This is a genomic window from Sandarakinorhabdus sp. (genome assembly GCF_041689835.1).
In the GTDB taxonomy this organism is placed as follows: Bacteria; Pseudomonadota; Alphaproteobacteria; order Sphingomonadales; family Sphingomonadaceae; genus Sandarakinorhabdus.
This window is the reverse complement of sequence record NZ_JBDNFM010000088.1, coordinates 1-14,576: the sequence shown is the minus strand read 5'-3', so window position 1 is coordinate 14,576 and position 14,576 is coordinate 1. Positions and strand designations below refer to the sequence as shown.

Annotated in this window: 16 protein-coding genes; 3 read left to right on the top strand and 13 right to left on the bottom strand. The window is 64.8% G+C overall.

Annotated elements, in window-relative coordinates; all coding sequences use genetic code 11:
• Positions 1-159: 159 nt before the first annotated feature.
• Positions 160-873, top strand: a complete 714-nt coding sequence (gene bdcA / locus ACESL8_RS04480; protein ID WP_372916390.1) for an SDR family oxidoreductase — start codon at positions 160-162, stop codon at positions 871-873.
• 58 nt (positions 874-931) lie between these two features.
• Here the strand turns inward: bdcA and ACESL8_RS04475 are convergent, their stop codons facing one another.
• The 3 genes from ACESL8_RS04475 to ACESL8_RS04465 all read right to left on the bottom strand — a co-directional run bounded on the left by ACESL8_RS04475 (position 932) and on the right by ACESL8_RS04465 (position 3,987).
• Positions 932-1,603 carry a hypothetical protein gene (locus ACESL8_RS04475; protein WP_372916389.1) on the bottom strand — a complete coding sequence of 224 codons (672 nt, stop codon included), beginning with the start codon at positions 1,601-1,603 and terminating at the stop codon, positions 932-934.
• A gap of 137 nt (positions 1,604-1,740) precedes the next feature.
• The gene (locus tag ACESL8_RS04470) at positions 1,741-2,250 is read right to left on the bottom strand and encodes a J domain-containing protein (RefSeq protein WP_372916387.1); all 510 of its coding nucleotides are present in this window, start codon (positions 2,248-2,250) and stop codon (positions 1,741-1,743) included.
• A gap of 150 nt (positions 2,251-2,400) precedes the next feature.
• A complete protein-coding gene (locus ACESL8_RS04465; RefSeq protein WP_372916385.1) occupies positions 2,401-3,987 on the bottom strand; it encodes a lysine--tRNA ligase in 1,587 nt (528 codons plus the stop codon).
• A 49-nt stretch (positions 3,988-4,036) separates the two neighbouring features.
• Here ACESL8_RS04465 and ACESL8_RS04460 point away from each other — a divergent pair, with 49 nt between their 5' ends.
• Complete coding sequence (locus ACESL8_RS04460; protein WP_372916384.1) at positions 4,037-6,790, top strand: ATP-dependent DNA helicase; 2,754 nt, start codon at positions 4,037-4,039, stop codon at positions 6,788-6,790.
• A complete protein-coding gene (locus tag ACESL8_RS04455; protein ID WP_372916382.1) occupies positions 6,787-7,335 on the top strand; it encodes a histidine phosphatase family protein in 549 nt (182 codons plus the stop codon). Before ACESL8_RS04460 ends, ACESL8_RS04455 begins: the two co-directional genes overlap by 4 nt.
• Here the strand turns inward: ACESL8_RS04455 and ACESL8_RS04450 are convergent.
• The 10 genes from ACESL8_RS04450 to ACESL8_RS04405 all read right to left on the bottom strand — a co-directional run.
• Positions 7,332-8,663, bottom strand: coding sequence for an MFS transporter (locus tag ACESL8_RS04450; RefSeq protein WP_372916380.1), 1,332 nt, complete (start codon positions 8,661-8,663; stop codon positions 7,332-7,334). The genes ACESL8_RS04455 and ACESL8_RS04450 overlap by 4 nt on opposite strands.
• 74 nt (positions 8,664-8,737) lie before the next feature.
• Positions 8,738-9,004, bottom strand: a complete 267-nt coding sequence (locus ACESL8_RS04445) for a hypothetical protein (protein WP_372916378.1) — start codon at positions 9,002-9,004, stop codon at positions 8,738-8,740.
• Between the two features lie 46 nt (positions 9,005-9,050).
• A complete protein-coding gene (locus ACESL8_RS04440; protein WP_372916376.1) occupies positions 9,051-10,265 on the bottom strand; it encodes an FAD-binding domain-containing protein in 1,215 nt (404 codons plus the stop codon).
• Positions 10,266-10,320: 55 nt separating this feature from the next.
• The gene (locus tag ACESL8_RS04435) at positions 10,321-10,710 is read right to left on the bottom strand and encodes a HesB/IscA family protein (protein WP_372916374.1); all 390 of its coding nucleotides are present in this window, start codon (positions 10,708-10,710) and stop codon (positions 10,321-10,323) included.
• Entirely contained in the window at positions 10,710-11,213 is a 504-nt protein-coding gene (locus ACESL8_RS04430) for a DUF59 domain-containing protein (protein ID WP_372916372.1), read from the bottom strand. Before ACESL8_RS04430 ends, ACESL8_RS04435 begins: the two co-directional genes overlap by 1 nt.
• Positions 11,210-12,427 (bottom strand): cysteine desulfurase, encoded by a 1,218-nt coding sequence (locus ACESL8_RS04425; protein WP_372916370.1) that lies wholly within the window; start codon positions 12,425-12,427, stop codon positions 11,210-11,212. The genes ACESL8_RS04430 and ACESL8_RS04425 overlap by 4 nt, the downstream gene beginning before the upstream one ends.
• Complete coding sequence (locus ACESL8_RS04420) at positions 12,424-13,152, bottom strand: SufD family Fe-S cluster assembly protein (RefSeq protein WP_372916368.1); 729 nt, start codon at positions 13,150-13,152, stop codon at positions 12,424-12,426. Before ACESL8_RS04420 ends, ACESL8_RS04425 begins: the two co-directional genes overlap by 4 nt.
• Positions 13,149-13,889 carry a Fe-S cluster assembly ATPase SufC gene (gene sufC, locus ACESL8_RS04415; protein WP_372916366.1) on the bottom strand — a complete coding sequence of 247 codons (741 nt, stop codon included), beginning with the start codon at positions 13,887-13,889 and terminating at the stop codon, positions 13,149-13,151. The genes ACESL8_RS04420 and sufC overlap by 4 nt, the downstream gene beginning before the upstream one ends.
• Positions 13,890-13,900: 11 nt before the next feature.
• Entirely contained in the window at positions 13,901-14,284 is a 384-nt protein-coding gene (locus ACESL8_RS04410; RefSeq protein WP_372916364.1) for a hypothetical protein, read from the bottom strand.
• Positions 14,281-14,576: SufD family Fe-S cluster assembly protein (locus ACESL8_RS04405; protein WP_372916362.1), on the bottom strand; the 296-nt coding region annotated here is incomplete at its 5' end. The genes ACESL8_RS04410 and ACESL8_RS04405, both read right to left, overlap by 4 nt.

Below are 14,576 nucleotides of genomic sequence, written 5' to 3'. Positions count from 1 at the left end.
GCGGCGGCGGGGGCGGCGAGCGCCAGCAACAAGGCGGAGAGCGCGGTTGATTTCATGGCGGGCCGAATCCTGCGGTTGATCATCGTTGCAGCTTAGACAAGCCTGCGCCTGTGCGATACGTTCCGCGTTCAAATGCACCAGCAGGGCAAAGGCAACACGATGAGCGATTTCACCGGAAAATCCGTGATGGTGCTGGGCGGCAGCCGCGGCATTGGCGCGGCCATTGTCCGCCATTTTGCGAGCGCAGGGGCCGATGTGGTGTTCAGCTATTCCGGTTCGGCCGATGCAGCAGCGGCAGTTGCAGCCGAGACCGGGGCTGCTGCTGTGCAGGCCGATAGCGCGGTGCGCGATGAACTGGTGGCGGCGGTGGCGGCGGCGGGCGCGCTGGATATCATGGTGATCAACGCCGGCGTGGCGATCATGGGCGATCCGCTGACGATGGATGCCGATGCCGTGGACCGGCTGATCGATATCAACGTGCGCGCGCCCTATTTTGCCGGGGTGGAAGCCGGCCGCCGCATGAACGACAACGGCCGCATCATCATCATCGGCTCGGTGAACGGAGACCGCGTGGCGTGGCCCGGCGCCACCGCCTATGCGCTGTCCAAATCGGCCGTGCAGGGCATCGGGCGCGGCCTGGCCCGCGATTTCGGCCCGCGCGGCATCACGGTCAACGTGGTGCAACCCGGCCCGGTGGATACCGACATGAACCCGGCAGGCGGCCCGATGGCCCCAATGATGCATGCCGCCATGGCAATCAAACGCCACGCCAAGGTCGATGAAGTGGCGGCGCTGGTGCTGTTCCTCGCCAGCCCGGCGGCAGCGATGATCACGGGGACGACGCAGACGATTGATGGCGGGGTGGGGATTTAGGGGGCAACTGCAAGGACCGACAGTATAAGTGCTTCAAGGTGCCAGCCGACAAAAATCGTCAATTATCAAATTCGGCCGGGTTGATCGCTTCAGGGCGGACGTTGCCACCGGGAACGGAGTACAGTGTGTAAGACAATACACTGTAGCCAATCCTATTATAATTACCCATGTCCTGTTTTCGCGTTACAAAATCCTGAATTGCAGGAAATTGATTTGCTGATTTGTTCAACAAGGTTTTGCAGTCCTGTCCCAAGCCATCGCCGATAGCATATTGGATTTTGTACGAGCCGTCTGGAATTTTTTTGACGACGGCGTGCTTGCCCTTTTGAACGAAGAACGAGTAAATTAACTTGTTGGTCGCGGCGTCTCGTAGATTGACGATTGCATCTCCGCTCGACCCATTTTCAATCTCCAATGTGTGCACACCCCTAAGTTTCTTTAGAATTCCACCAAGTCTGCTGCCATTTGCGGGTGGCGAGGAGCAGGAAGGCAGTTCGACTTGTTCTGGGCCGCCCGCAGTTGAAGAGTCGGCGGGGCGCGAGCCTGTGTAAGCTGTAGCCGCCGTTATTTCGTCGCGAGCGGTCGAATTTTTCGAGTAGTCCTCATAAAAAAATGAGGCGACCAAAGAAGCTGGGACGAGCATTAATAAAAAAAGGCCCGCCAAAAAGCCCCGAGAATCAAACGACCAGGGGTCTTTTAATTTGGAAATAGAGACATTTGCAGATATCAAGCGTTTGACAATATCAGCTGCCGCGTTTCTGATGGTTGGATTCGATGCGTTTAGAAGCTTGCTGGCGATACCGCTTGCAATGCGTAGGTCGTTTCTCGATACAAATGCCAGTGTATTTTGGAAGAGCAGCTTTTCTTCTAATTCGGGAAATTTTTTCCGCCAAAGGCATTGCCAAAAAGGGCAATAGGCGTGTTAATTAGGCCATGCGCACTCCACCAACCGAGTACTCCGGTGAAAATGCTAGCATATAAGGATGCATCTTTAGCGCATTTCGAACAGTAAATTCCTTGTATCGGTTCTTTAACACTTACAAAAATTATGCTCCACACACGCCAAAATAGCACGTATCTGGGCTGTGCTGTAATCTCCTTGCACCTTGTGCAGCGGACGGGATCGAATAAAGTCGTATCTCCTGGATGGATTTCGGGCGGGGAAGCGCGGAGTGCGTCGTATTCCGCTTTTGATTCCGGGTCACTCAGCGTCGCGTAAGCTTCATTCAACTCGCGAAATTTGTGGCCTCCGTCTTTCAGAGGCCCGGTATCCGGGTGCGCGACCTTTGCCAATTTGCGAAATGCGATTTTTATCTCTGAAGCTGTTGCATCGCTGGGTATGCCTAGTCGTGCATAGAAATCAACGAATTCAGCCATTTCGGTTCTGCACCCTGAAGAGTTAATGTGCAGGTGAATAACGCGTAGATCTATAGGCGTCTATTAATTTAAGCGACTGAAAATGATGGTTCTATTAGTAATTGTAACTCAATAAAATCGTCAGAATGATCAAGCGAGATAGCTATTTGCTCAACTGGCCAGCGCATCCGAAATCAACGCCCGGCTTTGCGGCAGCCCATACAGCGCGATGAAGCTGCCCATGCGGGGGCCGCTTTGGGAGCCGATGAGGATTTCGTAGAGCGCCTTGAACCAGTCGCGCAGGTTTTCGTAGTTGGCGGCTTTGCCGGCTTCGTAGACTTCGAATTGATAGGCTTCGGCGTCGCCGTCGGCGCCCACGGCAGCCAGGCGCGCGTCGAGATCGCGCAGGGCGGCGGCTTCGGATTGGGTGGGAGCGCGGCGATTGAGGCCGGGGATGACGAAATCGCGGGCGTAGGCGGCGGCGTGATGGACGAGTTTGTCGAGCAGGGGGTGCGTCGCCGGCGCGGTGCCGGGCGCATATTTCTGCACGAAGCCCCACAGCCGCGCCGGATCGTCGGTGGCGGCGACGGAGGCGAGGTTGAGCAGCAACGAGAAGCTGACCGGCAGTTCGGGCGCGGGCGGGGCGCCTTCGTGGACATGGTGCACCGGGTTGCCGAGGCGTTGTTCGGGCGGTTGATCGGGGTAGCGGGTGAGGAAATCCGCATAATCCTCGATGGCGCGCGGGATCACGTCGTAATGCAGGCGCTTGGCCTTGCGCGGGCTTTGGAACATGTACAGCGCCAGGCTTTCGGGCGGGCCATAGCCCAGCCATTGTTCGATGGTGAGGCCGTTGCCCTTGGACTTGCTGATCTTGGCGCCTTCGCCGTCGAGAAACAGCTCGTAATTGAAGCCGGCGGGGGGCGTGCCGCCGAGTGCGCGGACAATCTTGCCCGACAGCATCACGCTGTCGATCAGATCCTTGCCGGCCATTTCATAATCGACGCCCAGCGCCAGCCAGCGCATCGCCCAATCGACCTTCCATTGCAGCTTGCAATGCCCGCCGGTGACGGGGACGGTGACACTGTCGTTGGTGCCGGGGCGGATGTAGGTGACGGTACCCGCCGCCGCATCGCGGGCGACGATCGGCACTTGCAGCACATGCCCCGAAACCGGATCGACGGGCAGGAACGGCGAATAGCTGGCTTGGCGTTCGGGGCCGAGCGTTGGCAAAATGATGCCCATGACGGTGTCGTAATGCGCCAGAATCTTGAGCAATGTCGCATCGAACATGCCGCTGGCGTAGCATTCGGTCGACGACAGGAACTCATAATCGAACCCGAACGAATCGAGGAAGGCGCGCAGGCGGGCGTTGTTGTGGGCGCCGAAGCTGGAATGGGTGCCGAACGGATCGGGCACCTGGGTAAGCGGCTTGTTCAACGCGGCGCGCAGCATTTCCGGGTTGGGGATGCCGTCCGGCACCTTGCGCAGCCCATCCATGTCATCCGAAAAAGCGATCAGACGAGTGGGCACGCCGGGGGCCAGCGTTTCGAAGGCGCGGCGGACCATGGTGGTGCGCACGACCTCGCCAAAGGTGCCGATGTGGGGCAAGCCAGACGGGCCATAACCGGTTTCGAAGATCACCGCCTGGCCGGCGGGCACGCCGCCAGGATAGCGGGCCAGCAGCTTGCGGGCTTCCTCGAACGGCCAGGCCTTGCTCGCTAGCGCCGCAGCGTGAAGTGTGTCGGTGGAAATGGTCATCACTTGTGGCTATCGCTGTTGTTTGGACTTCATCTGGCGGCGGAACGGCATGAGTGCAACTGAATCCCGCGACGCAACCGCTCCGCTGGCCCTGCCGGCGCTGGCGGCGAGCCACGCCGGCGTGTGGATTGCCGCGCCCGATGGCAGCGTGCGCGGGGTGGGGCGCGGCGAAGCGATGGCCCGCGCCGGGGACAGCCCGCACCTGCTGCTGAACGCGCCGGTGACCGCGAGCCGGCTGGGCATCGGCGAATTATCGGGGCTCGATCTGCTGGAACTGTTTGCGTTTCTGCATCCGGCGCGGTTTGCGGTGCCGACGGCGCACGGGTTGGCCAGCGCATTGGGCATTGCTGGCCCACTGGGCACAAGCGATGCGGCGTTCCTGCAGCGGGCGGCGGGCGCGCTGCTGAGCGCGGCGGGGTTGGCGAACTGGCCCGAACGGCACGGCGCGTGGACCAGCCTGCAAAGCCTGGCGCGGCAACGCTGGGCGTGGGCGCCGATCCTGGCCAAGCTGATCGAAAAGCCGCGCGCGCCCGAACGCCATGTGTTTCAGTTGCTGGCCAAGTGGGAAGACGCCCCGCCCCGCCCCGCCCCGCGTGTGGTGGCGCTGGATGACGGTGCGGTGGCGGCGGAACTGGCGCGGCTGGTGGGTGTGGGCGCGGAACAGCGCGACGGTCAGCGCGATTATGCGCGGGCGGCGGCGGGTGCATTCGCGCCGCGAGATGCCAGCGGTGCGCCGCAGGTGGTGTTGGCGGAGGCCGGAACGGGAATTGGCAAGACGCTGGGGTATCTGGCCCCGGCCGCGCTGTGGGCGCGTGAAGCGCAGGGGCCGGTTTGGGTGGCGACCTATACCAAGGCGCTGCAACGCCAATTGGATGCCGAAACGCAGCGCATCTGGCCTGACCCCACCGAACGCCGCGCGCGGGTGGTGGTGCGCAAGGGGCGCGAGAATTATCTGTGCCTGCTCAATCTGGAAGACGCGGTGCAGGGCGGTTTTGGTGGGCGCGCGGCGGTGTTTGCGCGGTTGGCCGAACGCTGGGCCGAATATACCCGCGACGGGGATATGGTGGGCGGCGATCTGCCGGGCTGGCTGCCGCCGCTGTTTGGCCGCACCAGCTTTGCCGGGCTGACTGATCGGCGCGGGGAGTGCATTTATGCCGCCTGCCCGCATTATCGCACCTGTTTCATCGAACGCGCGACGCGGGCCAGTGCGCAGGCCGATCTGGTGATCGCCAATCATGCGCTGGTGATGATCAACGCGGCGCGCGGGCGGGCGGAAGGCGCGGGGCTTAATCGGCTGGTGTTCGACGAAGGCCATCACCTGTTTGATGCGGCCGATGGCACGTTTGCGGTGGCGTTGACCGGGCGCGAGGCGGTGGAGTTGAAGAATTGGCTGCTGGGCCCCGAACGCGCTGCGGGGCGCGGCCGGCGGCGCGGGCTGGCGGCGCGGCTGGCCGATGCGATCAGTTATGACGAGGAAGCCGCGCTGGCGGTTGAGCGCATTGCCCGTGCCGCGCGCCTCTTGCCCGGCGAAGGCTGGCTGGGCCGGGTGGGCATGGACGAGGCTGAAGGGCCCTTGGAGGGCTTGTTTGCCGCCGTGCGCGGCCAGGTGCTGGCGCGGGCGGAAGAAGCCGATCATGGCTATGGCCTGGAAACCGAGGTGGCTGAAGTGTTGCCGCGGCTGGTGGAGGCGGCGGCCGGCGCGAGTGCTGCGCTGGGCGAAATGGTGATGCCGATGGCGCAGCTGGAAGCGCGGCTGGCGATGTTGCTGGATGATCCGCCCGATTGGCTGGACGGCAGCGGCCGGGCGCGGGTGGAAGGTGCGCGCGCCGGGCTGGGCTTGCGCGCGCAACTGTTGGGGGCGTGGGCGCAATTGCTGGCGCGATTGGGCGGGCCGGCCGATCCGGATTTCATTGATTGGCTGGAATTGGCGCGGGTGGAAGGGCGGTTATTGGATGTGGGCATCCAGCGCCGCTGGCTGGATCCGATGCGCCCGTTTGCAGCCGCGGTGCTGGAACCGGCGCACGGCGTGCTGGTGACGTCGGCGACGCTGCGATCGCGCCCGGACGCGCTGGCTGATGATTGGCGCGATGCCGATGCGCGCACCGGGGCGGCGCATCTGCCGCGCCAGCCCAGGCATTTCGCCGCCAGCAGCCCGTTCGATTACGCGACCCAGGCCCGCGTGCTGATCGTCACCGATGTGAAACCGCGCGATATCGCCGGGCTGGCGCACGCCTACCGCGCGCTGATCGAGGCAGCGGGCGGCGGCACGCTGGGGCTGTTCACGGCGATTGCACGGCTGCGTGCGGTGCATGCGCGGCTGGCCGATCCCTTGGCGCGGGCGGGCCTGCCGCTGTATGCCCAGCACGTCGATCCGATCGATACGGCGACGTTGGTCGATATTTTTCGCGCCGAGCCGGGGGCGTCGCTGCTCGGCACCGATGCGCTGCGTGATGGGGTGGATGTGCCGGGCACATCGCTGCGCCAGGTGATCATGGAAGGCGTGCCGTGGCCGCGCCGCACCGTGCTGCACGCAGCGCGGCGGCTGGCCGGTGGCGGCAATGCCTTTGATGATCGGGTGACGATGGGCCGCCTGGCGCAGGCGTTTGGCCGGCTGATCCGGCGGGGGGACGATCATGGCCATTTCGTGCTGCTGGGCGCCGCCGTGCCGACCCGGCTGCTGGGTGCGTTCCCGCCCGGCGTGCCGATCATGCGGGTGCCGCTGGATGAAGCCGTCGCTCTGGTAAAGGCCGGGCTGGGCACTGGAAAGCCGGCCTGTGATGTGCCAAGCCATGGCCAGACATGAAGACGCTGACCCTGCTGCGCCACGCCAAATCAGGCTATGACGATCCCTTGCTGCGGGATTTCGACCGGCCGCTGAACGATCGTGGCCGGCGCGCGGCGATGAAGGGGGGGCAGTGGCTGGGCGCAGCAATCCGGCGCGGCGACATGCCGGATTTCGCGCTGGTGTTTGCCAGCCCTGCGGTGCGCGTGCGCCAGACCATCGAAGGGCTGGAAGCCGGGATGAGCCGCCCGCTGGCGCCGGTGTATGAACAGCGCATCTATCTGTCGTCGTCGGCCACGCTGATCGAATTGTGCGCTGGCTTTTCGGATGAGTTTTCCGGCGCGATGCTGGTCGGCCACAATCCGGGGCTGGAGGATCTGCTGCTCGAACTGGTGCCGCCCGGCGGGCCTTTGCGGGCAGAGGCGGAGCTGAAATACCCGACCGCAACGCTCGCGCGGCTGGATATCGCCATTGATCGCTGGGCACAGATCGACGGCGGGCGGGCGGAACTGGCGAAGTTCATCCGCCCGCGCGATCTTGACCCCAGTTTGGGGCCGGATGACTAAAGCCGCAACACCCGGCCCAGTTTCCCGCGCACGGCCCACATGATGGCGGCGCCGGCCAGCGGGAAGGCGGCGTGGAGCAGCCAGAAGCTGGGCGCGTCCATCGTTTCGTAAAACCGCCCCAGCCAGCCCGACATGGTGCTGCCCAGAAACACCGCGAACTGCACGGCGCCCAGCATCACGCCGGTGATCGCCATCGGCGCCGTGCGCGAAAACAGCGCGTTGACGGTGGGCACCAGATACAGCCAGCCGGTGTTGAGCACGAGGTGGAAGACCATCACCCACGCGATCGGCGTCTGCCCTGCTCCGCTGCCCAGCGCCAGCCACACGAACGCGCTGCCCATCAGCGCCATGCCAATGCCGATCTTGCCGAGTTCCTTGGGCTCACGCCCGCGCGCCGCCTGCCAGCGCCACAGCGCCAGCGCCGGCGGCACGGCAAGGATCGGCGCGAGGCTGTCGAAGGCCTGCAGCCACGTCACCGGCACTTCGAAACCCAGCACCATGCGATCAAGATGGTCGCGGCCCCAGAGGGAATAGACGTTCCACACTTGCGATTGCGCCAGCCAGAACAGGCTGGTGAGCAGCATGACCCCAATCAGCGCCGCGATGGTGCGGCCGTCGCCGGGTTGCAAGCGGGCGCTGCGGCGGGTTTCGGGCGGCGTGTCGGCCGGCATCAGGCCGTTGCCGATCAGCAGCGTAACGGCGGCCAACGCCATGCAGGCGCTGGCGGCGGCAAAGCCCCATTGCCAGTTGACCCGTTCGCCCAGCCCGCCGATCAGCAGCGGGCCAAGGAAAGCCCCGGTGTTGAGCCCGGCGGCGAGGATCGAGAAGGCCGAATCGCGGCGGCCGTCGTCGCGGGCATAAAGATGCCCGGTTTGCGCATTCAGATTGCAGCGCAGCGCCCCGGCGCCGAACGCCGAAACCAGCAGGCCGGGCAGGAAGGTGGCGGGCAATATCACCATCACCATGCCGGCGGTGGCCAGCACCGCGCCCAGGATGCAGGTGAGGCGCGGGCCCCAGTGGCGATCGCCCAGCCAGCCGCCCAGCAGCGGGGTGAGGAAGAACAGTCCGAGATACAGCCCCATCGTCTGGGTGGCGAGCGCCTGCAGGCTCATTGGCCCGAACACGCCTTCCAGCAAACCGCGCCATGCCGCAAAGCCGCCGACGGTGGCGAGTTCGGCCGGCATGAACAGAAAATTGGCCATGTGCAGGATCAGCAGCGCCTGCACGCCGTAGATGCCGGCGGCTTGCAAGCCTTCGGCGACGGTGACGACCGTCAGCCCGGCTGGATGCCCGAACCGATCACTGGCGATTTCGCGTTGTTGCCCCATCGCTGCACCGTGGCGGGGGAAACCGTTTAGGGCAAGGGGTGGTTGTCCCGCCGGGCCCTGCCTTGGTCCTGATCCTAGTTCCAGCCTTCATCGCGGCGGCGTTGGCGTTCGGCTTTGCGGCGATCTTTCTCCGCTTGTCTGGCCTCGCGCTCGGCGCGTTCTTCGGCCTTGCGGGCGGCGCGGCCGCGTTTGATGTCGGCTTCTTCCTGGCTTTCGGTGGCGGTGTCGTACACCACCTCGGCAGCCTTGATCGGCGCGGTGACGATGGTCTTGGCCGCACTGAGCAAGCAACCGCCAAGCAGCAGCGGCAGCAGGATCAGCAAGAGCGGACGGATCGGCATCGCTACCGTGCTATCCCACCTTTGCTGACATCTCAATAAGGCTGCCTCAGGCCAGAGCGCCCGGCGGTAGCGCCAGCAATTTCGGGATGGCGGCCTTGAAGGGGAAAAAGCCCTTTTTCGCGTGCGGCCAGGCGACATCGTCCCAGGCACGGCGCAAGCGCACCAGCTGCACGCCGTCGGCGGCGAGCGCCGGGGCCAGCACATCGAGCCGATCCTTCACCGGGCCCACCGGCGCGTCGCCGGTGATGATCTGGGTCAGCCGGTGGCGGGCGGCCCAGTCGCGCATGGCATCCACGCCAAAGGTTGCATCCACCCGTTCGGGTTCAATGCCCAGCCGGGTGGCGGCGCGGCCCAGGCCATCGTTCAGCATCGCCATGGCCACCTGGTGTTTCAGCGGTGCCGGCGTGCCGCTGATATCGGGCGTGGCCGCCAGCGCCACGATAGTGCCAGGCAGCGCCAGTTGTTCCAGGCTGGTGTCTTCGGTGGTCACGAAAAGCCCGGTGCGCGCGGTGGGATCGGCTCGCTGCACACGGGCTATGGGGCTGGCCTGCGGCACATCGTCGGCCGGCCACGGCGGGGCGTCGCTGGCCAGTTTGGCATCAACGCGGAAGCGCCCGCCCGACAGATCGCGGATCAAATCGGCACGGGCCAGATAGGTTTTTCCGGGCGTTTGCAGGCCGACCACCCAGCGCCAGCCCAGCGTGTTGCTGGCCGGGCAGGCATCGAGCAGATGCTTGTAGAAAAACGCCGCGCCCAGCTGCCACGGCAGCCGCAGGGTGAAGCACCAGATGCTGGCAAAGCTCATCCGCACATGGTTGTGCAGCCAGCCGGTTTCGGTGAGCTCGTGTACCCAGGCATCGAAACAATCGATGCCGGTGTTGCCGGTGAGCGCCTCTTGATAGCGGCGCTGCCATTTGCCGTCGTCGGCCAGCATTGCTTCCATCCGCACCACATCGGCCTGCCAGCGGCTGAAGATTTCCGGGCGTTGCTGCAGCCAGCCAACCCAATAGGTGCGCCAGCATATTTCCTGCACGAATTTTTCGGCGCCGGTGAAACCATGCGCGGCGATGGCGGCGGCGGCGGCTTCGGACTCGCTGACGAGGCGCCGGCGGATGGCGGGTGACAGCAGCGACGTGGTGGCGCGCCCGTCCGGCCCGCCATCATGGTTGCGGCGCGACGCATAAGCGCGGCCGGCCAGCGGGGTGAATTCAGTGATGCGGGCGAGCGCGGCATCGCGGGAAAGGGGGAAACGTGTGTGCATGCGAGCTGCGATAGCCCGCCCCGGCCCGCGGTGCGCTGGCCTCGATGCCGCAGCGTCAGACCGTAAAACTTTCCCCGCAGCCGCAGGCGCCTTTGGCGTTGGGGTTGTTGAACACGAAGCCGGCGGTGAAATCATCCTCGCGCCAGTCCATCGTGCTGCCGATCAGGTACATCAGGCTGCCGCCATCGACGAACAGCGTGCCGCCCGGCGTGTCGATGCGTTCATCGGCGGGCTTGGCGGCGGTGACGTAGGCCAGATCATAGGCCAGGCCCGAACAGCCGCGGCGGGGGGTGGAAAGGCGAACGCCCACCGCATCGGCCGGCGCGGCGGCGAGGATGGCGGCGATGCGGTTGGATGCGCCTTCGGTGACGATCAGCGGAGCGGGGCGGGGGCGGCGCGCAGCAGGAGTGGCCGCGCTGACGCGCTCGGGCGTGGTGGTTTCCATCACAACATTCCCATTTCAAGCCGAGCTTCGTCGCTCATCTTGCCGGGGTCCCAGGCCGGGTCCCACACCAGATTGACGTCGCAGCTTTGCACGCCAGGCACGGCACACACGCGGATTTCAACTTCGCCGGGCATGGATTCGGCCACCGGGCAATTCGGGGTGGTCAGTGTCATGGTCACCACGGCGTGGCCGCCAGCGACTTCGACGTTGTAGATCAGGCCCAGATCGTAAATGTTCACCGGGATTTCCGGATCGTGGATCTGGCGCAGCGCCGCCACGATTTCCTCGACCAGATCGACATTGGCATTCATGGGGGCATCCATGGGGGCATCCATGGGGGCATCGGCGGCGGCGGGCTCGGGTTTGTGTTTGAGGAAGCCATCGAGATAATCCGGCGTGTGGCCACTTGATGCCGCCTCGACCATGGCGCGCAGCGGCGGCGCCTTGGCCACTGGCTTGGCTTCACCAACTTCTTCGATTTCGAAGGCACGTTCACTCATCATTTGACCCCAAAGATACGGGTGACACGGGTAAGGCCGGCAACAAGCCGCTCAACGTCGCTGGCGCTGTTGTACAGCCCGAAACTGGCGCGGGCGGTGGCGGGCACGCCGAGCAGGTTCATCAGTGGCTGGGCGCAATGATGCCCGGCGCGGATTGCCACGCCCGCTTCATCCAATATGGTGCCGATGTCGTGCGGATGCACCCCCGCCATGGTGAAGCTGAGGATGCCGGCGGAATTTTCAGGACCAAGCACCTGGATGCTGTTGATGCCGGACAGGGCTTCACGGGCCTGGCGCACCAGCGCGGCCTCGTGGGCGTGGATGCGGCCGATGCCGATCGATTCGACATAATCGATGGCGGCGGCCAGCCCGATCACGCCTTCGATATGCGGGGTGCCGGCTTCGAAACGGCCGGGCGGCGGGGCGTAGGTGGTCGCCTCGAACGTAACCGTTTCAATCATGGCGCCGCCGCCTTGCCACGGCGGCATCGATTCCAGGATTTCGGCCCGCGCCCACAGCACGCCGATGCCGGTCGGGCCGTACAGCTTGTGGCCCGACAGCACATAGAAATCACAATCGAGCGCGGCCATATCAAGCGCGAGGCGCGGTGCGGCCTGGCAGCCATCCAGCATCACCAGCGCGCCAGCCGCGTGCGCGGCATCGGCAATGCGCCGGGCATCGACCACGCCGCCAAGCACATTCGAGATATGCGCGATAGCAACCAGCCGCGTTTCCGGGCGGATCATGGCAATCAGGGCATCTTCATCGATGCGGCCATCGGCGGTGAGCGGCGCGACGTCGATGATGATCCCGGTGCGGTCCCGCAGTATCTGCCACGGCACGATATTGCTGTGATGCTCAAGCGCGGAAATCAGCACGCGGTCTCCGGCCTTGAGCCGCTGGCCCCAGCTTTGCGCCACCAGATTAATGCCTTCGGTGGCGCCGCGCACGAACACCACTTCATCGGGGCTGGCGGCACTGATGAAGCGGGCGACGGTGGCGCGCGCATCTTCGAAACGCATCGTCATGGTGGCGGAGCGTTCGTACACGCCGCGGTGCACGGTGGCATAATCGGGGCCATAAAGCCGCGCGATGGCGTCGATCACGGCTTGTGGTTTCTGCGACGTGGCCGCCGTGTCGAGATAGGCCCAATCGCCGGTGAGGCCGGGGAAATCGCCCTTCAAATCGAGCAGCGGCGAGGCGGTGAGCACGCTCATGTGGCTTGCCCCAACAACGCGGTGATCTCGGCGTCCAGTGCGGCGGTGGTGGCTTCGTCCAATCCCTCCAGCGCATCCGAAAGGAAAGCGCGGGTGAGCAGGGCGCGGGCCTGGGTGGGCGGCACACCGCGGCTGCTGAGATAAAACAGCGCCTGGTTGTCGCTCTCCCCGATGGCAGCGCCGTGGGCGCATTTCACGTCGTCGGCAAAGATTTCCAGTTCCGGCTTGGCGTTGGCGGTGGCGCCGCGATTGAGCAAAATCGCCTTGAACGACTGGCTGGCGTCGGTTTTCTGGCCTTCGCGCGCCACGGCAACCTGGCCCATATATGACGTGGTCGCCGTGCCGCCGGCGACTGCGCGCACGATCTGGCGGCTGGTCGCACCCGGGCCGACATGGCGCACGGTGGTGACCAGTTCGATGGTCTGTTCGCCCCGGCCGATCAGGACCGCGCCCAGATGGAAATCGGCGCCGCTGTGCAACGTCACATCCAGCGCGATGCGGCCATAGGCGCGTCCGCTGTCCAATATGGTCATCCGAAAAGCACCGCCCGCGCCGATATCGATGGCGAGGTGGCGGATGCCTTCGTCTGTGGCTTGGATGATGTCTGCATGGCTCTCGCCGGCCGGCACCACGACCTGTTCGACTGCGACCGGCCAGTGGCGGGCGACGGCGGCCAAGTCGCTGTAGCGCCAGGCTTCATCCTTTCGGGTGGGAACCGCACTCACGCTGCGATGGCGGAATAGCCTTCCGCCTCCAGCTTGTGTGCGAGTTCGGCGCCGCCGGAATGGACGATGCGGCCTTCCATCAGCACGTGGATGTGATCGGGCACCACATAATCGAGCAGTCGCTGATAATGGGTGATCAGCAGCGCGGCGCGGTCAGGCCCGCGCATGGCGTTGATGCCATCGGAAACCACGCGCAGCGCATCGATATCAAGGCCCGAATCGGTTTCATCCAGCACGGCGAAGAACGGCTGCAGGATGTGCATCTGCACCATTTCGTTGCGCTTTTTCTCGCCGCCCGAAAAACCCTGGTTCACAGCGCGCTTCATCATCTCGAACGGCAGGCCCAGCTTTTCGGCGGCGGCCCGGGCGATCTTCATGAACTCCGCGCCCGAGGCTTCGGCTTCACCGCGCAGCGTGCGCTGGGCGTTCAAGGCCGTGCGCAGGAACAGCAAGTTGGATACGCCGGGGATTTCCACCGGATATTGCAGGCCAAGAAACAGCCCGGCGGCGGCACGTTCGTGCGGCGCCCTGGCCAGCAGATCCTCGCCGCGGAACATTACGCTGCCGCCGGTCACTTCATATCCGGCGCGGCCGGCGAGCACGTATGACAGGGTGGATTTGCCCGAGCCGTTCGGCCCCATGATGGCGTGGACCTCGCCGGCGTTCACGGTGAGCGTCAGGCCCTTCAGGATGGGCTTGCCGTCCACTTCGGCGCAAAGATTGTCGATGACGAGCATTACAGTGCTTTCTAACGAGTCAAATTCTGGCGTTTGACGATGGTGACCACCGCCGTCTCGCGCAGTTCTTTTTCAATCACGCCAACGCTGGCTTCGGCGACGGCTTCGGCCTGGTTTGGCGTATGGTTCGGGTGGCCAAGGCGATCGAACGAGGCGACCTTGAGCCTGAGCGCGCCGCGCAGCGGACGGCAGGCCTTTACCGCTTCGATGGCGATGCTGCCGGCCGGATCGATCGACACGTCGGCTGTTGCCGCGCGCTTGTCCACGCAGGCGGCATAATCCCTGGTCATCTGATCAAGCTCGGCGCGCAATTGCTGGCCCTTGGGATCGGCGCGCGGCGGCGCGGCATCGCAGGCAGCGAGACCGAGCAGCAAAAGGGCCAGCGCCAACCTCATCCCACGCTGCCTTCGAGGCTGATGCCGAGCAGTTTCTGCGCCTCGACGGCGAATTCCATCGGCAATTGCTGCAACACTTCGCGGCAGAAACCATTCACGATCAGGCTGACGGCAGCTTCGGAATCGAGGCCGCGCGATTGGGCATAGAACAGCTGATCGTCGGAAATCTTCGAGGTGGTGGCCTCATGCTCGATGGTGGCGCTGGGGTTGCGCACTTCGATGTAGGGCACGGTGTGGGCGCCGCAATTGGCACCCAGCAGCAGGCTGTCGCACTGGGTGTGGTTGCGCGCGC